Annotated in this window: 14 protein-coding genes; 8 read left to right on the top strand and 6 right to left on the bottom strand. The window is 71.4% G+C overall.

What is annotated here, in order from left to right; all coding sequences use genetic code 11:
• Positions 1 to 606 carry an arsenate reductase/protein-tyrosine-phosphatase family protein gene (locus ACYVKZ_RS19250; RefSeq protein WP_460993822.1) on the top strand — a complete coding sequence of 202 codons (606 nt, stop codon included), beginning with the start codon at positions 1 to 3 and terminating at the stop codon, positions 604 to 606.
• Between the two features lie 51 nt (positions 607 to 657).
• Here the strand turns inward: ACYVKZ_RS19250 and ACYVKZ_RS19245 are convergent, their stop codons facing one another.
• Positions 658 to 2,412 (bottom strand): tyrosine-protein kinase domain-containing protein, encoded by a 1,755-nt coding sequence (locus ACYVKZ_RS19245; RefSeq protein WP_460993821.1) that lies wholly within the window; start codon positions 2,410 to 2,412, stop codon positions 658 to 660.
• A 151-nt stretch (positions 2,413 to 2,563) separates the two neighbouring features.
• Here ACYVKZ_RS19245 and ACYVKZ_RS19240 point away from each other — a divergent pair, with 151 nt between their 5' ends.
• Entirely contained in the window at positions 2,564 to 4,780 is a 2,217-nt protein-coding gene (locus ACYVKZ_RS19240) for a S9 family peptidase (RefSeq protein ID WP_460993820.1), read from the top strand.
• Between the two features lie 88 nt (positions 4,781 to 4,868).
• Here the strand turns inward: ACYVKZ_RS19240 and ACYVKZ_RS19235 are convergent, their stop codons facing one another.
• The 3 genes from ACYVKZ_RS19235 to pta form a co-directional block, all read right to left on the bottom strand.
• Entirely contained in the window at positions 4,869 to 6,341 is a 1,473-nt protein-coding gene (locus tag ACYVKZ_RS19235) for an amino acid permease (protein WP_460993819.1), read from the bottom strand.
• A 115-nt stretch (positions 6,342 to 6,456) separates the two neighbouring features.
• Positions 6,457 to 7,623, bottom strand: a complete 1,167-nt coding sequence (locus ACYVKZ_RS19230; RefSeq protein WP_460993818.1) for an acetate/propionate family kinase — start codon at positions 7,621 to 7,623, stop codon at positions 6,457 to 6,459.
• A gap of 35 nt (positions 7,624 to 7,658) precedes the next feature.
• Positions 7,659 to 9,761, bottom strand: coding sequence for a phosphate acetyltransferase (pta, locus tag ACYVKZ_RS19225; protein ID WP_460993817.1), 2,103 nt, complete (start codon positions 9,759 to 9,761; stop codon positions 7,659 to 7,661).
• A 171-nt stretch (positions 9,762 to 9,932) separates the two neighbouring features.
• Here pta and ACYVKZ_RS19220 point away from each other — a divergent pair, with 171 nt between their 5' ends.
• The 6 genes from ACYVKZ_RS19220 (at position 9,933) to ACYVKZ_RS19195 (ending at position 16,649) form a co-directional block, all read left to right on the top strand.
• Positions 9,933 to 10,394 (top strand): hotdog fold thioesterase, encoded by a 462-nt coding sequence (locus tag ACYVKZ_RS19220; protein WP_460993815.1) that lies wholly within the window; start codon positions 9,933 to 9,935, stop codon positions 10,392 to 10,394.
• A 196-nt stretch (positions 10,395 to 10,590) separates the two neighbouring features.
• Positions 10,591 to 11,865 (top strand): phenylacetate--CoA ligase PaaK, encoded by a 1,275-nt coding sequence (paaK, locus tag ACYVKZ_RS19215; protein ID WP_460993908.1) that lies wholly within the window; start codon positions 10,591 to 10,593, stop codon positions 11,863 to 11,865.
• A gap of 65 nt (positions 11,866 to 11,930) precedes the next feature.
• Complete coding sequence (locus ACYVKZ_RS19210; protein WP_460993814.1) at positions 11,931 to 12,560, top strand: TetR/AcrR family transcriptional regulator; 630 nt, start codon at positions 11,931 to 11,933, stop codon at positions 12,558 to 12,560.
• A gap of 157 nt (positions 12,561 to 12,717) precedes the next feature.
• A complete protein-coding gene (locus ACYVKZ_RS19205) occupies positions 12,718 to 14,421 on the top strand; it encodes a phospholipase C (RefSeq protein ID WP_460993813.1) in 1,704 nt (567 codons plus the stop codon).
• Between the two features lie 93 nt (positions 14,422 to 14,514).
• Positions 14,515 to 15,339, top strand: coding sequence for a DUF427 domain-containing protein (locus ACYVKZ_RS19200; protein WP_460993812.1), 825 nt, complete (start codon positions 14,515 to 14,517; stop codon positions 15,337 to 15,339).
• A gap of 164 nt (positions 15,340 to 15,503) precedes the next feature.
• Entirely contained in the window at positions 15,504 to 16,649 is a 1,146-nt protein-coding gene (locus ACYVKZ_RS19195; protein WP_460993810.1) for a PQQ-dependent sugar dehydrogenase, read from the top strand.
• 196 nt (positions 16,650 to 16,845) lie between these two features.
• Here the strand turns inward: ACYVKZ_RS19195 and ACYVKZ_RS19190 are convergent, their stop codons facing one another.
• The gene (locus tag ACYVKZ_RS19190; RefSeq protein ID WP_460993809.1) at positions 16,846 to 18,036 is read right to left on the bottom strand and encodes a mannitol-1-phosphate 5-dehydrogenase; all 1,191 of its coding nucleotides are present in this window, start codon (positions 18,034 to 18,036) and stop codon (positions 16,846 to 16,848) included.
• Positions 18,033 to 20,045 carry a PTS mannitol transporter subunit IICBA gene (locus ACYVKZ_RS19185; protein WP_460993808.1) on the bottom strand — a complete coding sequence of 671 codons (2,013 nt, stop codon included), beginning with the start codon at positions 20,043 to 20,045 and terminating at the stop codon, positions 18,033 to 18,035. Before ACYVKZ_RS19185 ends, ACYVKZ_RS19190 begins: the two co-directional genes overlap by 4 nt.
• Positions 20,046 to 20,080: the final 35 nt, after the last annotated feature.

Below are 20,080 nucleotides of genomic sequence, written 5' to 3'. Positions count from 1 at the left end.
GTGACGAGCGCCGACCGCCTGCGAATCCTGACCGTCTGCACCGGCAATGTCTGCCGGTCCCCGCTGGCGGAGCGCCTCCTCCAGGCCGGGTTCGACGAGATCTGCCCGGATGCCGTAGAGGTCCGCAGCGCAGGGACCCACGCCCTCGTCGGGTCCGCGGCCGAGCCGGGATCCCGGGCGATCGCCTCGGCCCTCGGCGCCTCGCTCGCCGGATTCACGGCCCGCCAGCTCACGACGCCGATGCTCACCGGGGCGGACCTGGTCCTGGCCCTGGCCACCGAACACCGCTCGGCGATCCTCCAGCTCGCGCCGTCCGCGTTCAGGAAGACCTTCACCCTGCGCGAATTCGCGCGGGTCCTCGAGGGCACCGCGCTCGAAGACGCCGGAGCCGGGGTCGCCGGCGTCCGCCACGCCTGGCTGACGGCGATCTCCGGCGCCGCGGCCCGGCGCCAGGCTGGAGCCGCTGCCGACGACGACGTCACGGACCCCTTCCGCCAGGGCCCGGAGGTGTACCGGACGATGGCGGAGGAGCTCGTGCCCGCGGTCGATGCGATCCTCACGGCCGGGGACTCCGTGCGCAGACGCAAGCACGCCGGAAGTCCCTGACTTCCGGCGTGCTGGCCGTGCTGCTGCGAGGCGAGGCCCCGGGCGCTGTCCTCAGACCCCGCGGCGGCGCGAGCCGTAGGACTCGCGCACCCGGGCCGGGAGCCACACGCCGTCGTCGGCCGCGGGGTCCTCGACATCGCCGGGACGGAGGTCGGGATCGTCGGCGTAGCCCGACTGCACCCACCCGGAGTGGTCGCGGGGCGATTCCGGCTGCCGGGGCTCGGCGGGCATGTCCCGACGGGGCTCCGACGAGTAGGGCGCAGCGAACCCGTGCGCCCGCTGGCCGCTGCCCTCGCCCGGACGGTCCCACTGCGCCGCCGCGCCGTCGTCCGCCAGCCCGTGTCCGGCACCCAGCCAGTCCTCGGCCGCGGCCGCACGCCGGCTGCCGGCCCCGTGCTGCGGCGCCGCTGCTTCCGGCGCGCGGCCCTCCGTGGGGGGTTCGCCGTAGCCGTAGCGGCCGTAGTACCCGCGGGCGCGGGCGTCGGCGCCCTTCGAGGGGATGCCGTTGAGGATGAGCCCGAGGACGCGGCCCTTGACACGCTGGATGTTGCCCAGGGCGTGGGAGAGCTCGTCCACCTTGGTCCGGCTGGCCCGCACCAGCACCAGGGTGCCGTCGGCGATGCGGGAGAGGACGGCGGCGTCGGTGAAGGGGAGCACCGGCGGCGCGTCCACCAGCACGAGCGCGTCCTGCGAGAGCGTCGCCAGGAGGTTCCGCATGGCCTGGGAGCCGAGGAGCTCGGACGGGTTCGGCGGGATGTGTCCGGCCGCGAGGACGCGGACCAGATCGTTGCCCGGCCACGTCTGCATGACATCGTCGATCCGGGCGCGCCCGGAGAGGATGTCGGTCACCCCGACGTCGCCGACCACATCGAAGACGTTGTGGACATTCGGCCGGCGCAGGTCCGCATCGACCACGATCACGGGCTCGGCGTCGGCCGCCAGGGTGGAGGCGAGGTTCGCGATCACGGTCGACTTGCCCTCCGAGGGCAGCGAGCTCGTGACGAGCACGATCCGCGGCTGGTGGTCCACGTCGATGAAGCGCAGGTTGGTGCGGAGCTCGCGCAGCGCCTCGCTCATGAACTGGTGGCCGCCGGTCCCCTCGAGGACGCTGGAGCCCTTCACCAGGACGTCGTCCAGCGGAAGCGTGCCGATCACGGGGTAGCCGAAGCGCTCGGCCTCCTCGGAGGTGCGGATCCGGCGGTCCACGCGGTCGCGGATGAACGCGTAGGCGAGGCCCAGCAGCAGCCCGCCGACCACGCCGACACCCAGCGCAAGCGTGAGCTTGGGCGAGACCGGCTCTGTGGGGACCATTGCCGTCACGAGCGGCACCACCTTCACGGCGGGGTTCCCCTTCGTGTTGGCGTTCGCGTCCCGCTCAAGGTCGCTGACCTGGGACGCGAGGGCCTTCACCCAGTCGTTGGCCACCTTCTGCGACTGGACCGGGTCCCGGTCGCGGGCGTCGACGCGGATCTCGGTGCCGTCGGTCGGCACGGTGACCGTCACGTTCCCCAGGAGGTCCTGGGCCGTGGTGGGCAGGCTGAGGTCGCTGATCACGCGGTCCGCGACGGACGCGGACTCGGCGACGGCCTTGTACGACTTCGCCTTCGACTTCGCCAGGCTGTCGCCGGCGAGCGACCAGGAGAGGTTGTCCGCGCCGGAGCTGATCACCATGCCGCTCGCCTCGGCAGAATAGATGCGCGGCTGGATGAGGTACCAGCCGAAGGCGGCCACGGTGGACACCAGGACGAGCGCCACGATGCCCTTCCAGAACCGCCGCGCTATCCGCAGATAATCCGTCAGTGACATCCCTTGTTCGGCGCTGAGGCCAGTGCCCTGCTCCACCCGCGTGTACCTCCCCAATGGTCATGGCGCTGGCGTGCGCACAGTCATGGAAATGGTACCGCACGCGCGGGTGGCTTCCGCGAGCGCTGTCGGCGGCGGCCGCTAGGGTGGGGCCATGACTGAAGCTACCGCTCCTGAGGCCCCTGTCGCGAAGAAGGTGCCCACGAGGCGCGAGCGCCACGGCGATACCTTCGTGGACCCGTACGAATGGCTGCGTGAGAAGGACAGCGCGGAGGTCGTCGCGCACCTCACGGCCGAGAACGCCTACACCGATGCGGTCACGGCCGGCCAGCAGCCCCTCCGCGAGGCGATCTTCGAGGAGATCAGGCGCCGCACCCAGGAGACGGACCTGTCCGTCCCGGCCCGCAAGGACGGGTGGTGGTACTACGCCCGCACCGTCGAGGGCCAGCAGTACCCGATCTACTGCCGGGTCACGGCGGATGGCGGCGGCCGCGCGGACGACGGCGGTGACCTCCTCGGCGCGTGGACGCCGCCCGCCGTCGTGCCAGGCACCGCGGTCCCCGGCGAGCAGGTGCTGCTGGACGGGAACGCCGAGGCCGAGGGGCACCCCTTCTTCGCGCTCGGCGGGGCCGCGGCCTCCCGCGACGGGAACCTGTACGCCTACTCGGTGGACACCGCCGGGGACGAGACCTTCACCCTGCGCATCAAGGACCTCCGCACGGGGGATCACCTGCCCGAGGCCATCGAGGGCGTGTTCTACGGCCTCGAGTTCGATCCGGACGGCTCCCGGCTGTTCTACATGGTCGCGGACGACTCCTGGCGCCCCTACCAGGTGCGCGTGCACGTGCTCGGCACCCCGCCGGAGCAGGACACCGTCCTGTACCAGGAGGACGACGTCGCGCAGTGGACCGGGATCGACCTCTCCTCGGACCGCCGCTGGCTGCTCGTGGGGATCGGCAACTCGGAGTACTCCGAGACCCGCGTCCTCGACCTGGCCGACCCCGACGCCCGCCTCCAGCTCGTGCTGGGGCGCGAGGAGCGCATCCTCCACACCGCCGAGCCGTTCGAGCACGGCGGCCGCACGCGGCTGCTGCTCCTGCACGACGGGCGCCCCGAGGGCCCTGAGGGCTCGGCCCCGAACAGCATGCTCTCCGTCGTCGACCTGGCCGAGACGTCCAAGCCGCTGTCCGAACAGCGCTGGTCGACGCTCGTTCCGCACGACGAGCAGGTCAAGGTCGAGGGGGCGGACGTCTCCGCGACGCATCTCATCGTCACGCTGCGCCGGGCCACCGTCACCACCGTCCGCTTCGCACCCCTCGCGGACGCCGTCGAGGCCGCGGACACCGGCCGCACGCCGTCGTTCGTCGAGCCGCAGTTCGGCGAGGAGCTCTACACGGCCGGCGGCGGTGTCACCGAGCACGGCGCCCCGGTGGCGCGGCTGAGCTTCACCTCCTACGTCACTCCCCCGCGCGTCTACGACTACGTGCTGGCCACCGGCGAGCTGCTCCTGCGGAAGGAGACCCCGGTGCTCGGCGGATACGACCCGGACCAGTACGTGGCGGAGCGGGCCTGGGCGACGGCCGACGACGGCACGCGCATCCCGCTGTCGGTGGTGCGGCGGGCGTCGGTCCAGCGGGACGGGACGAACCCGGCCCTCGTCTACGGGTACGGCTCGTACGAGGTGAGCATGGACCCGGCCTTCGCCGTGGCCCGGCTCAGCCTCCTGGACCGGGGCATCGTGTTCGTCGTCGCCCATGTGCGCGGCGGCGGCGAGCTGGGGCGCCACTGGTACGAGGACGGCAAGAAGCTGAACAAGCGGAACACGTTCACCGACTTCGTCGCCGCCACCGACTGGGTCGCCTCCTCGGGGTGGGCGGACCCGGCCCGGATCGCCTGCATGGGCGGCTCGGCCGGCGGCCTGCTCATCGGTGCGGTGCTGAACCTGGCGCCGGAGAAGTACGCGGCCGCCGTCGCCCAGGTCCCGTTCGTGGACGCCCTCACCACGATCCTGGACCCCGAGCTGCCGCTCTCCGCCCTCGAATGGGAGGAGTGGGGCAACCCGATCGAGGACGCCGAGGTCTACGCCTACATGAAGTCCTACACGCCCTACGAGAACGTGCACTCGGCCCCGTATCCGAAGGTGGCCGCCGTGACGAGCTTCAACGACACGCGGGTGCTGTACGTCGAGCCGGCCAAGTGGGTCCAGGCGCTGCGCGGGGCCACCACGTCCGGGCAGCCGATCGTGCTCAAGACCGAGATGGACGCCGGGCACGGCGGCGCGTCGGGACGCTACGAGGCTTGGAGGGAGCGGGCCTGGGACTACGCATTCATCGCGGACGCCCTCGGCGCCACGGAACTCCTCCCCCGCTGATCCTGGGGGTCGCCTCCTGGAGGTCACCTTCTGGGGGTCGACCCCTGGAGGTCACCTCCTGGGGGTCGACCCCCCAGGCGGGAGGGCCTCAGACGTTCGCGTCCACGCTTTCCGCCTCGACGTCGCCGGACGCGGCCGCCGCGGCGGCCTCCCGGCGCCGGACGAGCAGCCAGCCGAGCCAGAGGAGCAGCGCGATCACCGGAACGCTGAGGATGGTGTACAGGCCGATCGGGAAGACCTCGCCAGTGGCCTTGTCCGTCATGGTGTCGAACGCGATGAGCACCGTGATCGCGGCCAGCGCGGCGAGCCCGAGCCAGCTGGTCCACGGCGAGCCGGGCATCGGAAGCGAGGACGCGCCGTCGCCCTTCTTCTTCCGCAGCATGAGCTGGCACGCGAAGATCGAGCCCCACGTGAAGATCACGCCGATCGAGGCGGTGTTGAGCGCGAGGTCGAACGCGTGCGTGCCGCCGGCCCAGATGTTCACGAGGATGCCCACCAGGTACACGGCGGCGATGGCGAGGATCGCAGCGTAGGGCACGTGCCGCTTGGACATGCGGGTGAGCCAATGCGGCGCGTGGCCGTTGGAGGCCATGGTGCGGAAGATGCGGCCGATCGAGTAGAGGCCGGTGTTGGACGAGCTCAGCGCGGCGGTGATGACCACGAGGTTCATGACGTCGCCGATCCACCCGACGCCGAGCTGGTCGAAGACCGTGACGAACGGGCTCACGCCGGCCTTGTACTGGTCCGAGGGCAGCAGCATCGCCAGGAGCAGGACGGAGCCGACGTAGAAGACGACGATGCGCAGCACCACGGCGCGGATGGCGCGGGGAACCTCCCGCTGCGGGTCCTCCATCTCGCCGGCGGTGATGCCGACCAGCTCGATCGCGTTGTAGGCGAAGATCACGGCGTTGAGCACGAGGATCATCACGAAGAAGCCGTGCGGGAACATGCCACCGTCGCCGGAGAGGAGGTTCGACGGGGACGCGTGCGTGGTACCGATCCGGGTGTTGAGGACCACCATGACCGTGCCGGCCGCGAGGAAGAGGGAGATCGCGGTCACCTTGAGCACGGACGCCCAGAACTCGAACTCCCCGAAGGCCCTGACGCTGAGCAGGTTCACGGCCACGAGCAGGGCGAGCGCGCAGAGCGCCGAGACCTCCACCGGCACATTCGGGAAGAAGTACTGGAAGTACAGGCCGATCGCGAGCAGTTCGGCGATGCCGGTCATGGCCCAGTTGACGAAGTACATCCACCCGGAAAGGTAGGCGCCCTTGGCCCCGAACATCTCCCCCGCGTAGCTCACGAATGAGCCCGACGTCTGCCGGTACATGATCAGCTCGCCGAGCGCCCGCATGAGCAGGTACGCGATGGCGCCCGCGATCGCGTAGGAGAACACGAGCGCAGGACCGGTCGAGGCGAGCCGTCCGCCCGCGCCCATGAAGAGGCCGACACCGATGGCGCCGCCCATCGCGATCATCTGCACATGGCGGCGGCTGAGAGCCCTCTCATAGCCCTCGGCGGACACGGCTGGGGGCTGGGAGGCGTGGTGGTTCTGCTGCACAAGGGTCCTTCGTCAGACATGCGCCGCGCTTCGGTGCGCGGGCCGCCGTCAAGTGTAGGACCGGCGAGTGTGCCTCAGGTCTCGCGTGTGGGCCAGCTCTCGTGTGGCGCTCGTCTCATGCGGGCCTGGCCTGCTGGCGGACGACGGCGGCGGTCGCCTCCGCGATCGCCCTCTCCTCGTCGGTGGGGACCACCAGGAGCGGGATGGCGGACTCGGGGGCGGAGACGGCCCGGGGCTCCTTCGAGCGGACGGCGTTCAGCCCGTCGTCGAGCACCACGCCGAGGGCGCCGAGGCGGGCGGCCACGCGGGCCCGGAACGGGGCGGAGTTCTCCCCGATGCCCGCGGTGAAGACGATCGCCTTGGCCCCTCCCACAGCCACGTGGTAGCCGCCGACGTACTTCGCGACGCGGTACGAGGCGACGTCGAGGGCCACCTGCGCGCGCCGGTCGCCGCCCTCGGCGGCCTCCACGACGGTGCGCATGTCGTTCGAGCCCGCGAGGGCCTTGAGCCCGGACTCGCGGTTGAGCAGGTCGTCGATCTCGTCCGCTCCGTGCCCCTGGCGGGCGAGGAACACGAGGATCGAGGGGTCCAGGTCCCCCGAGCGCGTGCCCATGACGAGGCCCTCGAGCGGCGTGAAGCCCATCGACGTGTCGATGCTCTCCCCGCCCTGCACCGCGGTGGCGGACACCCCGTTGCCGAGGTGGAGCACCACGCCGTCGAACTCCTCCGGGGCGATCCCCATCAGCTCGGCGGCGCGGCCGGCCACGTACTGGTGCGAGGTGCCGTGGAAGCCGTACCGGCGGATCCCGTGGTGGGTGTAGAGCCAGTCCGGGACGGCGTACCGCCAGGCGTGCTCGGGGATGGTGCGGTGGTAGGCGGTGTCGAAGACGGCCGCCTGCGGCATGTCCGGCCACTTGGAGGCGATGGCCCGCAGGCCGAGGACGTTCGCGGGGTTGTGGAGCGGCGCGAGCGGGTTGAGCCGCTCGATCGCGCGGATGATCTCGTTGTTCACGAGCACAGGCTCGGAGAACCGCTCGCCCCCGTGGACCACGCGGTGGCCCACGGCGTCGACAGCGCGGCCGCCGAGCACGCGGTGCAGCTCGGCGTCGACCAGGCCGAGCGCCTCGGCGTGGTCCCGGGGGCCGCCGTCGAACCCGATCCGCTCGATCAGCCCCTCGGCGAGGACCGCGGGCTCCGGTTCCTGGCCGCCGTCGGCCTCCCCGACGTCGCGGAGCTGGTACTTGAGGGAGGACGAGCCGGAGTTGATGACGAGGACGAGCACGCGGGACTCCTGGGGCTGGGTCTGGACGGCTGGGACTAGACGGACTGGGCGGCGGGCTGGGCGGCCCGGACGTTCTGGGCCTGGATGGCGGTGATGGCCACGGTGTTGACGATGTCCTCCACGGTGCAGCCGCGCGAGAGGTCGTTGACCGGCTTGCGCAGGCCCTGCAGGACGGGACCGACGGCCACGGCGCCCGAGGACTGCTGGACCGCCTTGTAGGTGTTGTTGCCGGTGTTGAGGTCCGGGAAGATGAACACGGTCGCCTGCCCGGCCACGTCCGATCCGGGCAGCTTCGAGGCGGCGATCGAGGCGTCCACGGCGGCGTCGTACTGGATGGGGCCTTCCACGGCGAGGTCCGGACGGTGGGTGCGGACGAGCTCGGTGGCGCGGCGGACCTTGTCCACGGCCTCCCCGGATCCTGAGAGGCCGGTCGAGTAGGAGAGCATCGCCACCCGGGGCTCGACGCCGAACTGGGCCGCGGTCTCCGCCGAGGCCAGCGCGATGTCCGCGAGCTGCTCCTCGTTCGGCTCCGGGTTCACGGCGCAGTCCCCGTAGACGAGCACGCGGTCGGCCATGAGCATCAGGAACACCGACGAGACGATCTTGACCCCGGGCTTGGTCTTGACGAACTCGAGCGCCGGCCTGATGGTGTGGGCGGTCGTGTGGGCGGCGCCGGAGACCATCCCGTCCACGATCCCGAGCTGGACCATCATGGTGCCGAAGTAGCTCACGTCGAGCATGACCTCGAGGGCCTTGGCGAGGTCCACGCCGCGGTGGGCGCGCAGCCGGGCGTACTCCTCGGCGAAGCGCTCCCGCAGCGGGGAGAGGGCCGGATCGACCACGTCGATGCCCTCGAGCGGGACGCCGTTGGCGGCCGCGATCTCGCGGACCTGGCTCTCGTTGCCCAGCAGCGTCAGGTCGCACACGTCGCGGCGGTGGAGGATGTCCGCGGCCCGCAGGATGCGCACGTCCGTGCCCTCTGGCAGCACGATGCGGGTGCGCTGGGCGCGGGCCCGGCCGATCAGCTCGTGCAGGAACCGCAGCGGCGTCATCGTGTCCGGTCGGGGCAGGTTGAGCCGCTCGACCAGCTCGTCGTCGTCCACGTGCCGGGCCCACGCCCCCAGGGCCGAGGCGACCTTCCGGCGGTGGCCGGTCCAGATCTCGCTGCGGACCTCGGAGACGCTGCGGGCGGCGTGGTAGGTATCGCCCTCGTAGGCGAAGACCGGGAACGGCGCCTGGGCGAGCAGCGGGAGGATGTGCGCGTCCGGGGCGAGGCCACCGGTGAGGACCATCGCGGCCGGGACCGGGAACTCGGGAGAGAACGTCGAGGCGAGGGCTCCGACCATGACGTCGGCCCGGTCGCCCGGCACGATCACGAGGTCGCCGTTCTCGAGCGCGCCGATGAAGTTGGCCACGCTCATCGCGGCGACCTTCACGCCGCTGACCTCGCGCTCCATGTCGGCGCTCCCGGCGATCTGCCGCAGCGCGAGCGCACCGGAGACCTCCCCCGTGGTGGGCCGGGAGATCTCCGCAAGCTCGGGGAGGACGTAGACCGGCCGGTGGGACGCACCGGGCCGGATGGCGGCCCTGATCGCGTCCATCTGCTCGGGGTCGGCGCGGTTGACCATCATCACCAGGAGGCTGCAGCGGGCTGCGTAGAGCTCCTTCCGTGCCACGTCGACGGCGTCGGCGATCTCCTCAGGGGTGCGGTCCCTGCCGCTCACGACGGCGAGCATGGGGCAGCCGAGGTCGTTGGAGAGCCGGGCGTTGAGGGCGAACTCGACGGCGGAGTCCTGGCCGGTCAGGTCCGTGCCCTCCACGACCACGATGTCCACGCGGGCGGCGATCTCGGCGAAGACCTCGACGCACCGGGCGTCGATCTCCTCCCGCTGCCCCTCGGCGAGGAGCCGGCGGACCTCCCGGGCCGTGAGGCCGCCCCGGCACACGGCGGGGGCGAGGTCGAACTGCGAGCGCATGAGCGCCACCATCGGGTCCTCGTCCGGGGTGTCCGCGAGGACCACGGGCTTGAAGAATCCGATGCTCCCGGTGCGGGCGTGGAGCGCCTCGGCCACTCCGAGGGCGATGAGCGACTTCCCCGATCCCGGGGTGGTGGCGCTGACGTAGATGCCTCGTGACATGTGGGCTCCTGTTCGGGTGCCGCCGGGCTGGTCAGGACCAGTCTTGCAGGTCCCCGGCGAGCTCGCTCAGCACCCTCCGGGCGGGTCACCGCGGGGTGTGCTCCTTGACACGTCCGGGCGTTATGGGATTACCTAATGAACATTCGGTAAAGAATTGCGAGAAGGTGCCCCATGAGCGAAGCTGCTCCCGCCCACACGCTGGCCCACCCGATCCTCACGGACGACTACGCGACGGAATGGATGGGCCTGTCGGTCCTCGAGCTCGGCGACGGCACGGCCACCGTGTCCACCACGCTGCGGCGGGAGATGCTCAACGGCTTCGGCATCGCCCATGGCGGGATGCTCTTCGCCATCGCCGACTCGGCGTTCGCCCTGGCGTGCAACCCGCACACGCCCGAGGAGGGCCACAGCACCATGACCGTCGCCTCCGGCGTCGACGTGAACTTCCTCGCCCCCGCCCACGAGGGCGAGCTGATCACCGCCGTCGCCGCCCGGCGGGCCCATGCGGGCCGCAGCGGCCTCTACGACATCCAGGTCTTCGCCTCCCCCGCGGACACCCCCCACACGGCGGAGTCCCCCGGCCGCCTCGTGGTCGAGTTCCGCGGACGCTCCCGGACGATCCCCCAGCGCTAGCCGGGCCGCCCGGCCCTGCGCAAGAGCACGACGGCGTGTGCCCGCCCGCTGTGCGCCACGGACCCGCTCCCCGCATCGACCCCGCCCCTCCCCAGCCGACAACGAAGTGAGCACCGCAGTGACCCAGACCGCATCCGCCCCCGAGACCCCGGCCTCCTCGGCCTTCGGCCCCGCTGTCCTCGACGCCGAGGAGACGATGAGCCGCGACCAGATCGAGGCCCTGCAGCTGACCCGGCTGCAGGAGACCGTCAAGTACGCCTACGAGCGTGTGCCGCACTACACGCGCAAGTTCGACGAGGCCGGGGTCCGCCCCGAGGACCTCAAGGAGCTCGACGACCTCGCGAAGTTCCCGTACACCACCAAGGAGGACCTCCGCGAGGAGTACCCCTTCGGCATGTTCGCGGTGCCCATGAACGAGGTCACCCGCATCCACGCCTCCTCCGGCACGACCGGCCGCCCGACGGTGGTCGGGTACACCCGGCAGGACCTCGACACCTGGGCCACGATCGTGGCGCGCTGCTTCCGCGCCGCGGGCGTGCGCCCCGGCATGAAGGTCCACAACGCCTACGGCTACGGCCTGTTCACCGGCGGCCTCGGCGCGCACTCGGGCATCGAGAAGCTCGGTGCGACCGTCATCCCCATGTCCGGCGGCCAGACCGAGAAGCAGATCCAGCTCATCGGGGACTTCGCCCCGGACGCCATCTGCTGCACGCCGACCTACCTGCTCACCATCGGCGACGCGATGCTGCACAAGGGCCTCGACCCCCGCAAGACCTCGCTCAAGTACGCCGTGCTCGGGGCCGAGCCGTGGACCAATGAGATGCGCGCCGAGCTCGAGGAGATGTTCGGCATCAAGGCCTCGGACATCTACGGCCTCTCGGAGGTCATGGGCCCCGGCGTGGCCGGCGAGTCCGTCGAGACCCAGGACGGCTCGCACATCTGGGAGGACCACTTCCGCCCCGAGATCGTCGACCCGTTCGACCTCACCAAGACCAAGGCCGACGGCGAGACGGGCGAGCTCGTCTTCACCTCGCTGACCAAGCAGGCCCTGCCGATCATCCGGTACCGCACCAAGGACCTCTCGACCCTGCTGCCGGGCACCGCCCGCCCGGGCCACCGGCGCATGGGCCGCATCTCGGGCCGCACGGACGACATGATCATCCTGCGCGGCGTGAACCTGTTCCCCTCGCAGATCGAGGAGATCGCCCTGCGGATCCCGGAGCTGAGCCCGCACTTCCAGCTCGTGCTCACCCGCCCGGAGGGCCGCCGCATGGACGAGCTCACCGTCCGGATCGAGCCGCGCGAGGGCACCACGCCGGACCAGCGCGACGCCGCCGGCGCCTCCCTGCGCCAGCAGATCAAGATCCACATCGGCTCCTCGTGCCGGATCGACGTCGTGGAGCCCGGCTCGCTCGAGCGCTCCAACGGCAAGCTCCGCCGCATCTACGACCTGCGCGAGAAGCAGGCCTGACGCCCCTCACCGACGGGGCCGCCGGTGAATCCGGCGGCCCCGTTCCCTTCCCTAGACTGGATCCCATGCCTACAGCCCCCACCACCGCCTCCGGCGCCCCCTCCTCCACGGGCCGCCGGGGCCGCCCCGGCTACGACCAGCAGACGGTGCTCAACGTCGCCGTCGAGGTCTTCAACCGGCATGGCTACGACGCAACGAGCATGGGCATCCTGGCCGAGAACCTGGGCATCTCGAAGTCCGCGATCTACCACCACGTGCCCTCCAAGGAGGACCTCCTCTCGCTCGCCCTCGAGCAGGCCCTCGGGGGCCTGGAGTCGGTCTGGGAGGCGCCGGAGTCGCAGTCCGGCAGCGCCGAGGAGCGCCTCGAGTTCGTGGTCCGCTCGACCGTCCGTGTGCTCACGGAGCGGCTGCCGTTCGTGACGCTCCTGCTGCGCCTGCGCGGGAACACCGAGACGGAGCGCGCCGCCCTGCAGCGCCGCCGCAGCTTCGACCGCAAGGTCGCCGAGCTCATCGGCGAGGCCCGTGCCGAGGGCACCATCCGCACGGACATCGACCCGCGCACGGCGTCCCGCCTGCTCTTCGGCACGATCAACTCGATCGTCGAGTGGTACCGCCCCGGAGGCTCGCTCACCCCCGCGAAGCTCGCCGACGACGTCGTGGCCGTCCTCTTCGACGGGCTGCACACGCGCAGCTGACGAGGGCCCTCCGCCCCGGGGGTGAACACTTGCTGAACTCATGGGGAAGCCCGGGCCAAACCGGGAACTTCCGGCGGACCGCCGTCTTAGGGTCGGTGCGGGGAACCACTCGCACCGCCATCCGGGGCCACCATCCACCGTGAGAAAGTCACAGCCCATGCCCAAGTTCAGCATCCGCGCCGCGGCCGCGACGAGCGCCGTTGCGTTCGCCGCCGCGGCGGCCGGAGGCGTCGCCGCTGCCGTGCCCGCCCAGGCCGCGTCCACGACCTCCACGCCCATCAAGCACGTCGTCGTCATCTTCGGCGAGAACGTCTCGTTCGACCACTACTTCGCCACGTACCCGAAGGCCGCCAACGCCCCGGGTGAGAAGGTCCAGGGAACCGGCGCCGCGGCGTCGTCCTTCACGGCCGCGCCGAACACGCCGAAGAAGGTCGACACCCTCGCCAGCGCCGGCCTGCTCGCGCCGCACAACCCGAACTCCGTGCAGCCGTTCCGCCTCAGCCCGTCCCAGGCCGGCACCTGCGACCAGGACCACGCCTACAAGCCCGAGCAGCAGGCGTACAACGGCGGCCTCATGGACAAGTTCGTCCAGTACACGAGCACCGACGCCTGCGGCGCGCCGCTGTACGGCCGCGACGGCCTCACCATGGGCTACTACGACGGCAACACCGTCACCGGCATGTGGAACTACGCCCAGCACTTCGCGATGAGCGACAACAGCTACGACGACGAGTTCGGCCCCTCGACCCCGGGCGCCCTGAACCTGGTCTCCGGCCAGACGCACGGCGTGGTGAGCGTGGACCCGTTCACGGGCCAGCAGACCTCAGCCCCCGACGCGTACACGGTCAAGTCCCCGAACACGCAGGGCGTCGGCACCGTCACGGGCGATCCCGACCCGGCCTTCGACGACTGCTCGGACAACAGCCACGCCAAGTCCAACGCCCTCGCCGCCATGCAGGGCACCAACGTGGGCGACCTCCTCAACGCCAAGGGCGTCTCGTGGGGCTGGTTCCAGGGCGGCTTCCGCCCGCAGGGCACGGCGACGATCAAGGGCACGGACTACGCCCAGTGCACCACGAAGCACACGTCCGTCGCCGGGGTCTCCTCGATCGACTACAGCCCGCACCACGAGCCGTTCCAGTACTACGCCTCCACGGCGAACCCCCACCACGTCGCGCCGGCGAGCGACGCCGAGATCGGCCACAGCGGCCCGGCCAACCACCAGTACGACATGACCGACTTCGACAAGGTCGTGAACACGGACAGCATGCCCGCGGTCTCCTTCCTCAAGGCGCCGATGTACCAGGACGGGCACGCCGGCTACTCGGACCCGATCGACGAGCAGCAGTTCGTGGTGAACGAGATCAACGCGATCCAGAAGTCGAAGAACTGGGACTCCACGGCCGTGGTCCTCGCCTACGACGACTCCGACGGCTGGTACGACCACGTCGCGGCCCAGGTGAAGAACGCCTCCAACGACCCGGCGAATGACGCCGCCTGGTGCCAGAACGCCGCCGCGGCCGGGACGCCGATCCTGGGCGGCTACCAGGACCGCTGCGGCCCCGGCCAGCGCCTGCCGCTGCTGGTGGTCTCGCCCTACGCGAAGAGCAACTTCGTGGACCACACGCAGACCCAGCAGTCCTCCGTCCTGCGCTTCATCGAGGACAACTGGGGCCTCGGCCGGCTCGGCGACGGCTCCTTCGACGCCACCGCGGGCTCGCTGGGCGCGATGTTCAACTTCGACGCCCAGCCGCGCCGGGACGGCCTGATCCTCGATCCCTCGAGCGGCTCGGTGGTCCCGGGGACGTACTGCGACGGCAACGAGGGCCAGCACCTCGGCCAGGGCGGCTCCTGCCGCTGACCCCGGACGCTGCCCGACCTGGACGGGGCCCCCGGCGCGCAACGCGCCGGGGGCCCCGTTGCCATCCCCGGCGCCACGGGCCACGCTTGCCCTATGGCCATCAGGATCTCCCGCGAGCTCAAGCGGCTCCTCCCCCAGCTCCGGTACGAGCCCACCCCCAAGCGGCTCCGGGCCCGCCTCGGCGACGTCCTCGTGCTCGACTCGCGGCGCGCCGTCGTGCTGTGGGAGCCGAACCGGTACCTGCCCCTCCATGCCGTGCCGGAGGACGACGTCGTGGCGCGCCTCGAGCCGCTCGGCGCGGCCCCCGCGGGGGCCGCGGAGGCACCGGAGGCGTCGGGGCCGCCGAGCTCGCCGGACCCGTTCTCGTCCCACACGGCCGACGGCGAGCCGCTCGCCGTCGTCGTCGGCGGGATCAGGCTGCCGGGCGCGGCGTTCCGGCTCGCCGACCCCGACCTCGCCGGCTACGTGGCCTTCGACACCGACGCGTTCGCGTGGTTCGAGGAGGACGAGCCGGTGATCGGCCATGCGAGGGACCCCTTCAGCCGGATCGACATGCGGGCCAGCCGCGCGCACGTGCGCGTCCTGCTCGAGGGCCTGGTCCTCGCCGAGTCCAGCGAGACGGTGCGCCTTTTCGAGGGCCGGCTCCCGCCGCGGACCTACTTCCGCCGCGAGGACGTCCGCTGGGACCGGCTCGCCGAGGACCCGCTGCGCACGGTCTGCCCGTACAAGGGCGTCGCGGAGTACTGGACCGCGCCGGGCCTGGGCGAGGCGCGGCCCGTGGCGTGGAGCTACGGGGCCGCGACGCCCAGCTTCCCGGAGATGGCCCAGATCCGCGGCCTGGTGGCGTTCTTCGACGAACGGGTGGAGGTCGAGGCGGACGGCGAGCGGATCGGGCGGCCCCGGACGGCCTGGTCCTGATAATCGGCAGCAGGCATGCATCTTTTTCCCGGAAGAACTTGTCTGCGCCGTCCGTGCCTGCCTACACTCGAAAGCGTGACCTGCATCTCAATGGCGCGATGCAGGTTTTTCTCTGCCCCGGCTCAGGCACGCCCCGCCCGGCCGCCGCGGGAGGGCGTGCGGGGATGGGCCTGACCTCCCGCCGGGCGTTCCTCGGGCTCGCGCTGGCGGGCACGGCGTCCGGCGCGGCCGCGGCGCTCGGCGCGTGCACGCCGTCGTCCACCGCCCCGTCCTCATCAGTTGCCACCACCTCCTCCGCGGCCGGCAGCCCAGCGCCCGGCACGGCCTCGAGCGCTGCACCCTCCCCGCGGGTGACCGGGACTGTTGCCGGCGGGCTGGACACGCCGTGGTCGATCGTCTTCCTTCCCGGCGGCTCGGCGCTCGTGTCCGAACGCGGCACCGGCCGCATCCTCGAGGTTCCCGCGGGCGGCGGCGCGGCCCGCGAGGCCGGCCGGGTCGACGTCCGGACCGACACGAGCGAGGGCGGCCTCCTCGGCCTCGAGCTCTCGCCGAAGTTCGCCGCGGATGCCACGGTCTTCGCCTACTGCACCGCCGGCCCCGGCAACCGGGTCGTGGCCCTGCGCTGGGACGGGCACTCGGTGGGCGGAGAGCGGGTGCTGGTGGACGGGATCCCCGCCGGGACGTTCCACAATGGCGGCCGGATCAAGGTGGGCCCGGACGGCATGCTGTACATCGGCACCGGCGACGCGACGCGCCAGTCCAACTCCCAGGACCTCGGCAGCCTCGGCGGGAAGGTCCTGCGCGTCGCACTCGACGGTTCGCCCGCGGCGGGGAACCCCTTCGGGACCCGGGTCTACACGTACGGCCACCGGAACGTGCAGGGCCTCGCCTGGGACTCAGGCGGGCGCCTCTGGGCGAGCGAGCTCGGGCCCGACCGCGATGACGAGCTCAACCTGCTCGCCCCGGGCGCCCAGTACGGGTGGCCCGCCGTGACCGGCGCCCGCAGTGCCAACGGCAGCGTCCCGGCCGTCCACGTCTGGCCGAACACGGCGGACGCATCGCCGAGCGCCCTCGCCATTGTGGACGACATCGCCTATGTGGCCTGCCTGCGGGGCCAGCGGCTGTGGCGGCTCCCGCTCCCGGCCCCGGGCTCGCCGGTGCCCGGCGGCGGGACCCTTCCGGGCGCGGCCGAGTACTTCAGGGGCCAGTACGGGCGGCTCCGCGACGTGGTCCGGGTCCCGGGGCAGCGGGAGCTGTGGATGGCGACGAACGAGGGCACAAGCTCGCGCATCCTCGCCGTCGCCATCTAGCGAGCGGGCCCCCTCCCCCCACCCGACCCACCGCCTTGAGGGGTCATGTCCCTGCGATGAGGGGTCATGTCCCAAGCGTGAGGAATCACCTCCCAAGGTTGAGGGGTCATGTCCCTGCGAGCGCCGTCTGCGGCGTCCTAGGGACATGACCCCTCACGGCAGGGACATGACCCCTCACGGGGCTCGGGGGCGGTGCTCAGCCGGGCTGTGAGGCCCTCGCCTCCTTGACCCGGGCCGCGACCGCGTTGTGGAGCGGGTGGCCGGCGGCGAGGCCGGTGATCTCCTCGACGAGGGCCTCGTCGGTGGACTCGCCGGCCAACATGGCCTGAAGGCGCTGGGCCTCCTCGTCGTCGGCGGCATCGAAGGCGAGAGCCGCGCCCATCGCCGCCACGAGCGCGTCGGCCGGCATGCCACGTTCGGCGAGTTCGGCGGCGGGGCCGATGAACCGCTCGTGCCGGGACAGCTTGCGCAGCGGCGCCCTGCCCACGCGCTCCACCGTGTCCGGCAGCTCCGGGTTGGCGAACCGGCCGAGGATCTTCTCCACATACGCCTGCTGCTGCTCGGGCGCGAAGCCGTACTTGGCCACGAGCAGCGACTTGGTCTCGGCGAGGACGGCCTCGACCTTCGCCCGGACCTCGGGCATGGCCAGGGCGTCCGAGATCTTCTCGGCCCCGGCGCGCCGCCCGAAGTACGCCGCCGAGGCGTGCCCGGTGTTGACGGTGAAGAGCTTGCGCTCGATGTACGGCCCGAGCGAGTCCACCCACGTGACGCCGGGGATCTCGGGCACGTCGTCGCCGAAGGGCTCCTGCTCGATCGCCCACTCGAAGTACGGCTCGACGCGCACGTCGAGGCCGGCGGGGTCCTGGGTCGGCACGATCCGGTCCACGGCGGTGTTGGCGAACACGGCGCGCGCGTCCACGGCCGCGTCGTCGAGCCCCTCCCCCGCCGCCGCGGAGCGGATCTCCGCTTCGAGGATGTCCGTGGCGTTGATCGCGTTCTCGCACGCCATCACGGCGAGCGGGCCAGCGCCGGCGGGCCGCGCGGCGATGCCGCGCGCGATCGCCGGGGCGACGAACTTGAGGATGCTCGGGCCCACCGCCGTGGTGACGATCTCCGCCTCCGCGATCCGGTCGACGAGCTCGGCCTCGTTCGTGGCCGAGTTCACCGCCGTGTAGCCGTCCACCACGTGGTCGACGCCGCCCTCGCCCACCTCGTGCACGGTGTACGAGGGGGTGGCGTTGATCGCGTCGATGAGGGGCGCCGCGACGTCGGCGAACACGAGCCGGTATCCGGCGTTGTGGAGCAGGAGCCCCACGAAGCCGCGGCCGATGTTCCCTGCGCCGAAGTGGACCGCGGTACCCCGGGACCCTGTCGCTGCGTCGCTCACGCGTTCACCTTTCCGAAGATGTCCAGGACCTCGTCGGCCGTCGTTGCGGACTCGAGGCGGGCCACCTGCTCCTTGTCGCCGAAGACCTTGGCGATCTTTGCGAGGATGCCGAGGTGCTCCTTGCCCTTGCCGGCGATGCCGACGACGAACTTCACCGGCTTGCCCTTCCAGTCGACCGGCTCGTCGTAGCGGACGAACGTCACGGCCGAGGCCTGGATGTGGTCCTTGGCCTCGTTGGTCCCGTGCGGGATGGCGAGGAAGTTGCCCATGTACGTGGAGACCGAGCCCTCGCGCTCGTGCATCGAGGCCACGTAGGCGTCGTCGACCGCGCCCGCCTCCTTGAGCAGGCGGCCGGCCTCGTCGATCGCAGCGGCCATGTCCGCCGCCGTGCCGGTGAGGACGATCGACTGGCGGCGCAGCACGTCCGGCGTCTCCGCGTGACGATGCGGCACCGGGACGTGGGAGGCCGCGGCCTCCGACTCCGAGGCGGGCTCGGACTTGGCTGCGACGCCCTCGAACGGAACGTCCTCGGTGGCCTCCTGCTCGTCCAGGAGCGCGACGATCTCGTCGTACTTGGGGCTGCCCATGAAGTTGTCGACCGTGACGATCTGGGCGCTCGGGGTCTTCTGCTCCGCGCGGAGGGCGAGGTCCTGGTGGACCACGACCATGTCGTAGGTGTCGGTGAGGTTCGCGATCGCTTGGTTGACCACCGTGACGTCCTTGTGGCCCGCGGCGCGGATCTTGTTGCGCAGCACCGAGGCGCCCATGGCGGAGGAGCCCATGCCGGCGTCGCACGCGAAGACGATCTTCTTGATCTCGGTCGCCGTCGCAACGCCGCCCGCGCCGCCCCCGAGCACGCTCGAGGCCATGGACTTCCTGCCCTTCATGCTCTCCATCTGGGACGTGGCGGCCGCGAGGTCGCCCTCGCCCTTGTCCTTCGACGCGCGCAGGATCACCGAGGCGATGATGAACGAGACGGCGCACGCGAGGATCACGGACAGGATCACGCCGAAGTAGCTGTCCCGCGCGGTCTGCGCGAGCACGGCGATGATCGAGCCCGGAGCCGCCGGGGCCACGAGGCCGGAGTGGGTGATCGCGAGCGTGGCGATGCCGGTCATGCCGCCGCCGATGGTGGCGAGGATGAGGATCGGCTTCATGAGCACGTACGGGAAGTAGATCTCGTGGATGCCGCCGATGAAGTGGATGAGCGCCGCACCGGGGGCCGAGGCCTTGGCCGCGCCGCGGCCGAAGAACATGTAGGCGAGCAGGACGCCGAGGCCGGGGCCGGGGTTCGCCTCGAGGAGGAACAGGATCGACTTGCCCTGTTCGAGGGACTGCTGGGTGCCGAGCGGGGTGAGGACGCCGTGGTTGATGGCGTTGTTGAGGAAGAGGACCTTCGCCGGCTCGATGAGCAGCGACGTCAGCGGGAGGAGGCCGTTGTTGACGAGGAACTCCACAGCCTTACCGGCTCGTTCGCTGCCGGCCGCGACCACGGGCGCGATGCCGTAGAAACCGACGAGGGCCAGGATGGCGCCCCAGATGCCGGCCGAGAAGTTGTTGACGAGCATTTCGAAGCCGGGCCTGATCTTGTGAGTCCAGATCGCGTCGAGCTTCTTCATGGTCCAGCCGCCGAGCGGTCCCATGATCATGGCGCCGATGAACATCGGGATGCCGGCACCGAGTATGACGCCCATCGTGCCGATGGCGCCGACCACGCCGCCGCGGATGTCGTAGACCATCTTGCCGCCGGTGTAGGCGATGAGGAGCGGCAGGAGGTAGGTGATCATCGGGCCGACGAGGCCCGTGTAGGGCTTCCCGTCCGGGCCGTTGCCGAAGCCGCCGAGCTCGGGGACGGGGATGAAGCCCTTCTCGATGAAGAGGGCGGTGATGAGGCCCCAGGCGATGAAGGCGCCGATGTTCGGCATGATCATGCCCGAGAGGAACGTGCCGAACTTCTGCACCCCGGCCCGGGCCGTGTGCAGTCGCGACGGCGCTGCTGTGGTCGACATGGTGATCCTGCTTTCTGTTCAGGACGCAGCGCGCG

Source organism: Sinomonas soli, from assembly GCF_054782415.1.
Note: the sequence above shows the minus strand (reverse complement) of the source record. Positions and strands in the feature narration are given on the sequence as shown.

Coding starts and splice junctions, on each gene's coding strand:
- pta (WP_460993817.1), bottom strand. CDS start 9,761: ATGTCACGAGGCATCTACGTCAGCGCCACCACCCCGGGATCGGGGAAG.
- ACYVKZ_RS19210 (WP_460993814.1), top strand. CDS start 11,931: ATGCCTACAGCCCCCACCACCGCCTCCGGCGCCCCCTCCTCCACGGGC.
- paaK (WP_460993908.1), top strand. CDS start 10,591: ATGAGCCGCGACCAGATCGAGGCCCTGCAGCTGACCCGGCTGCAGGAG.
- ACYVKZ_RS19245 (WP_460993821.1), bottom strand. CDS start 2,412: ATGTCACTGACGGATTATCTGCGGATAGCGCGGCGGTTCTGGAAGGGC.
- ACYVKZ_RS19200 (WP_460993812.1), top strand. CDS start 14,515: ATGGCCATCAGGATCTCCCGCGAGCTCAAGCGGCTCCTCCCCCAGCTC.
- ACYVKZ_RS19185 (WP_460993808.1), bottom strand. CDS start 20,045: ATGTCGACCACAGCAGCGCCGTCGCGACTGCACACGGCCCGGGCCGGG.
- ACYVKZ_RS19220 (WP_460993815.1), top strand. CDS start 9,933: ATGAGCGAAGCTGCTCCCGCCCACACGCTGGCCCACCCGATCCTCACG.
- ACYVKZ_RS19240 (WP_460993820.1), top strand. CDS start 2,564: ATGACTGAAGCTACCGCTCCTGAGGCCCCTGTCGCGAAGAAGGTGCCC.
- ACYVKZ_RS19195 (WP_460993810.1), top strand. CDS start 15,504: ATGGGCCTGACCTCCCGCCGGGCGTTCCTCGGGCTCGCGCTGGCGGGC.
- ACYVKZ_RS19205 (WP_460993813.1), top strand. CDS start 12,718: ATGCCCAAGTTCAGCATCCGCGCCGCGGCCGCGACGAGCGCCGTTGCG.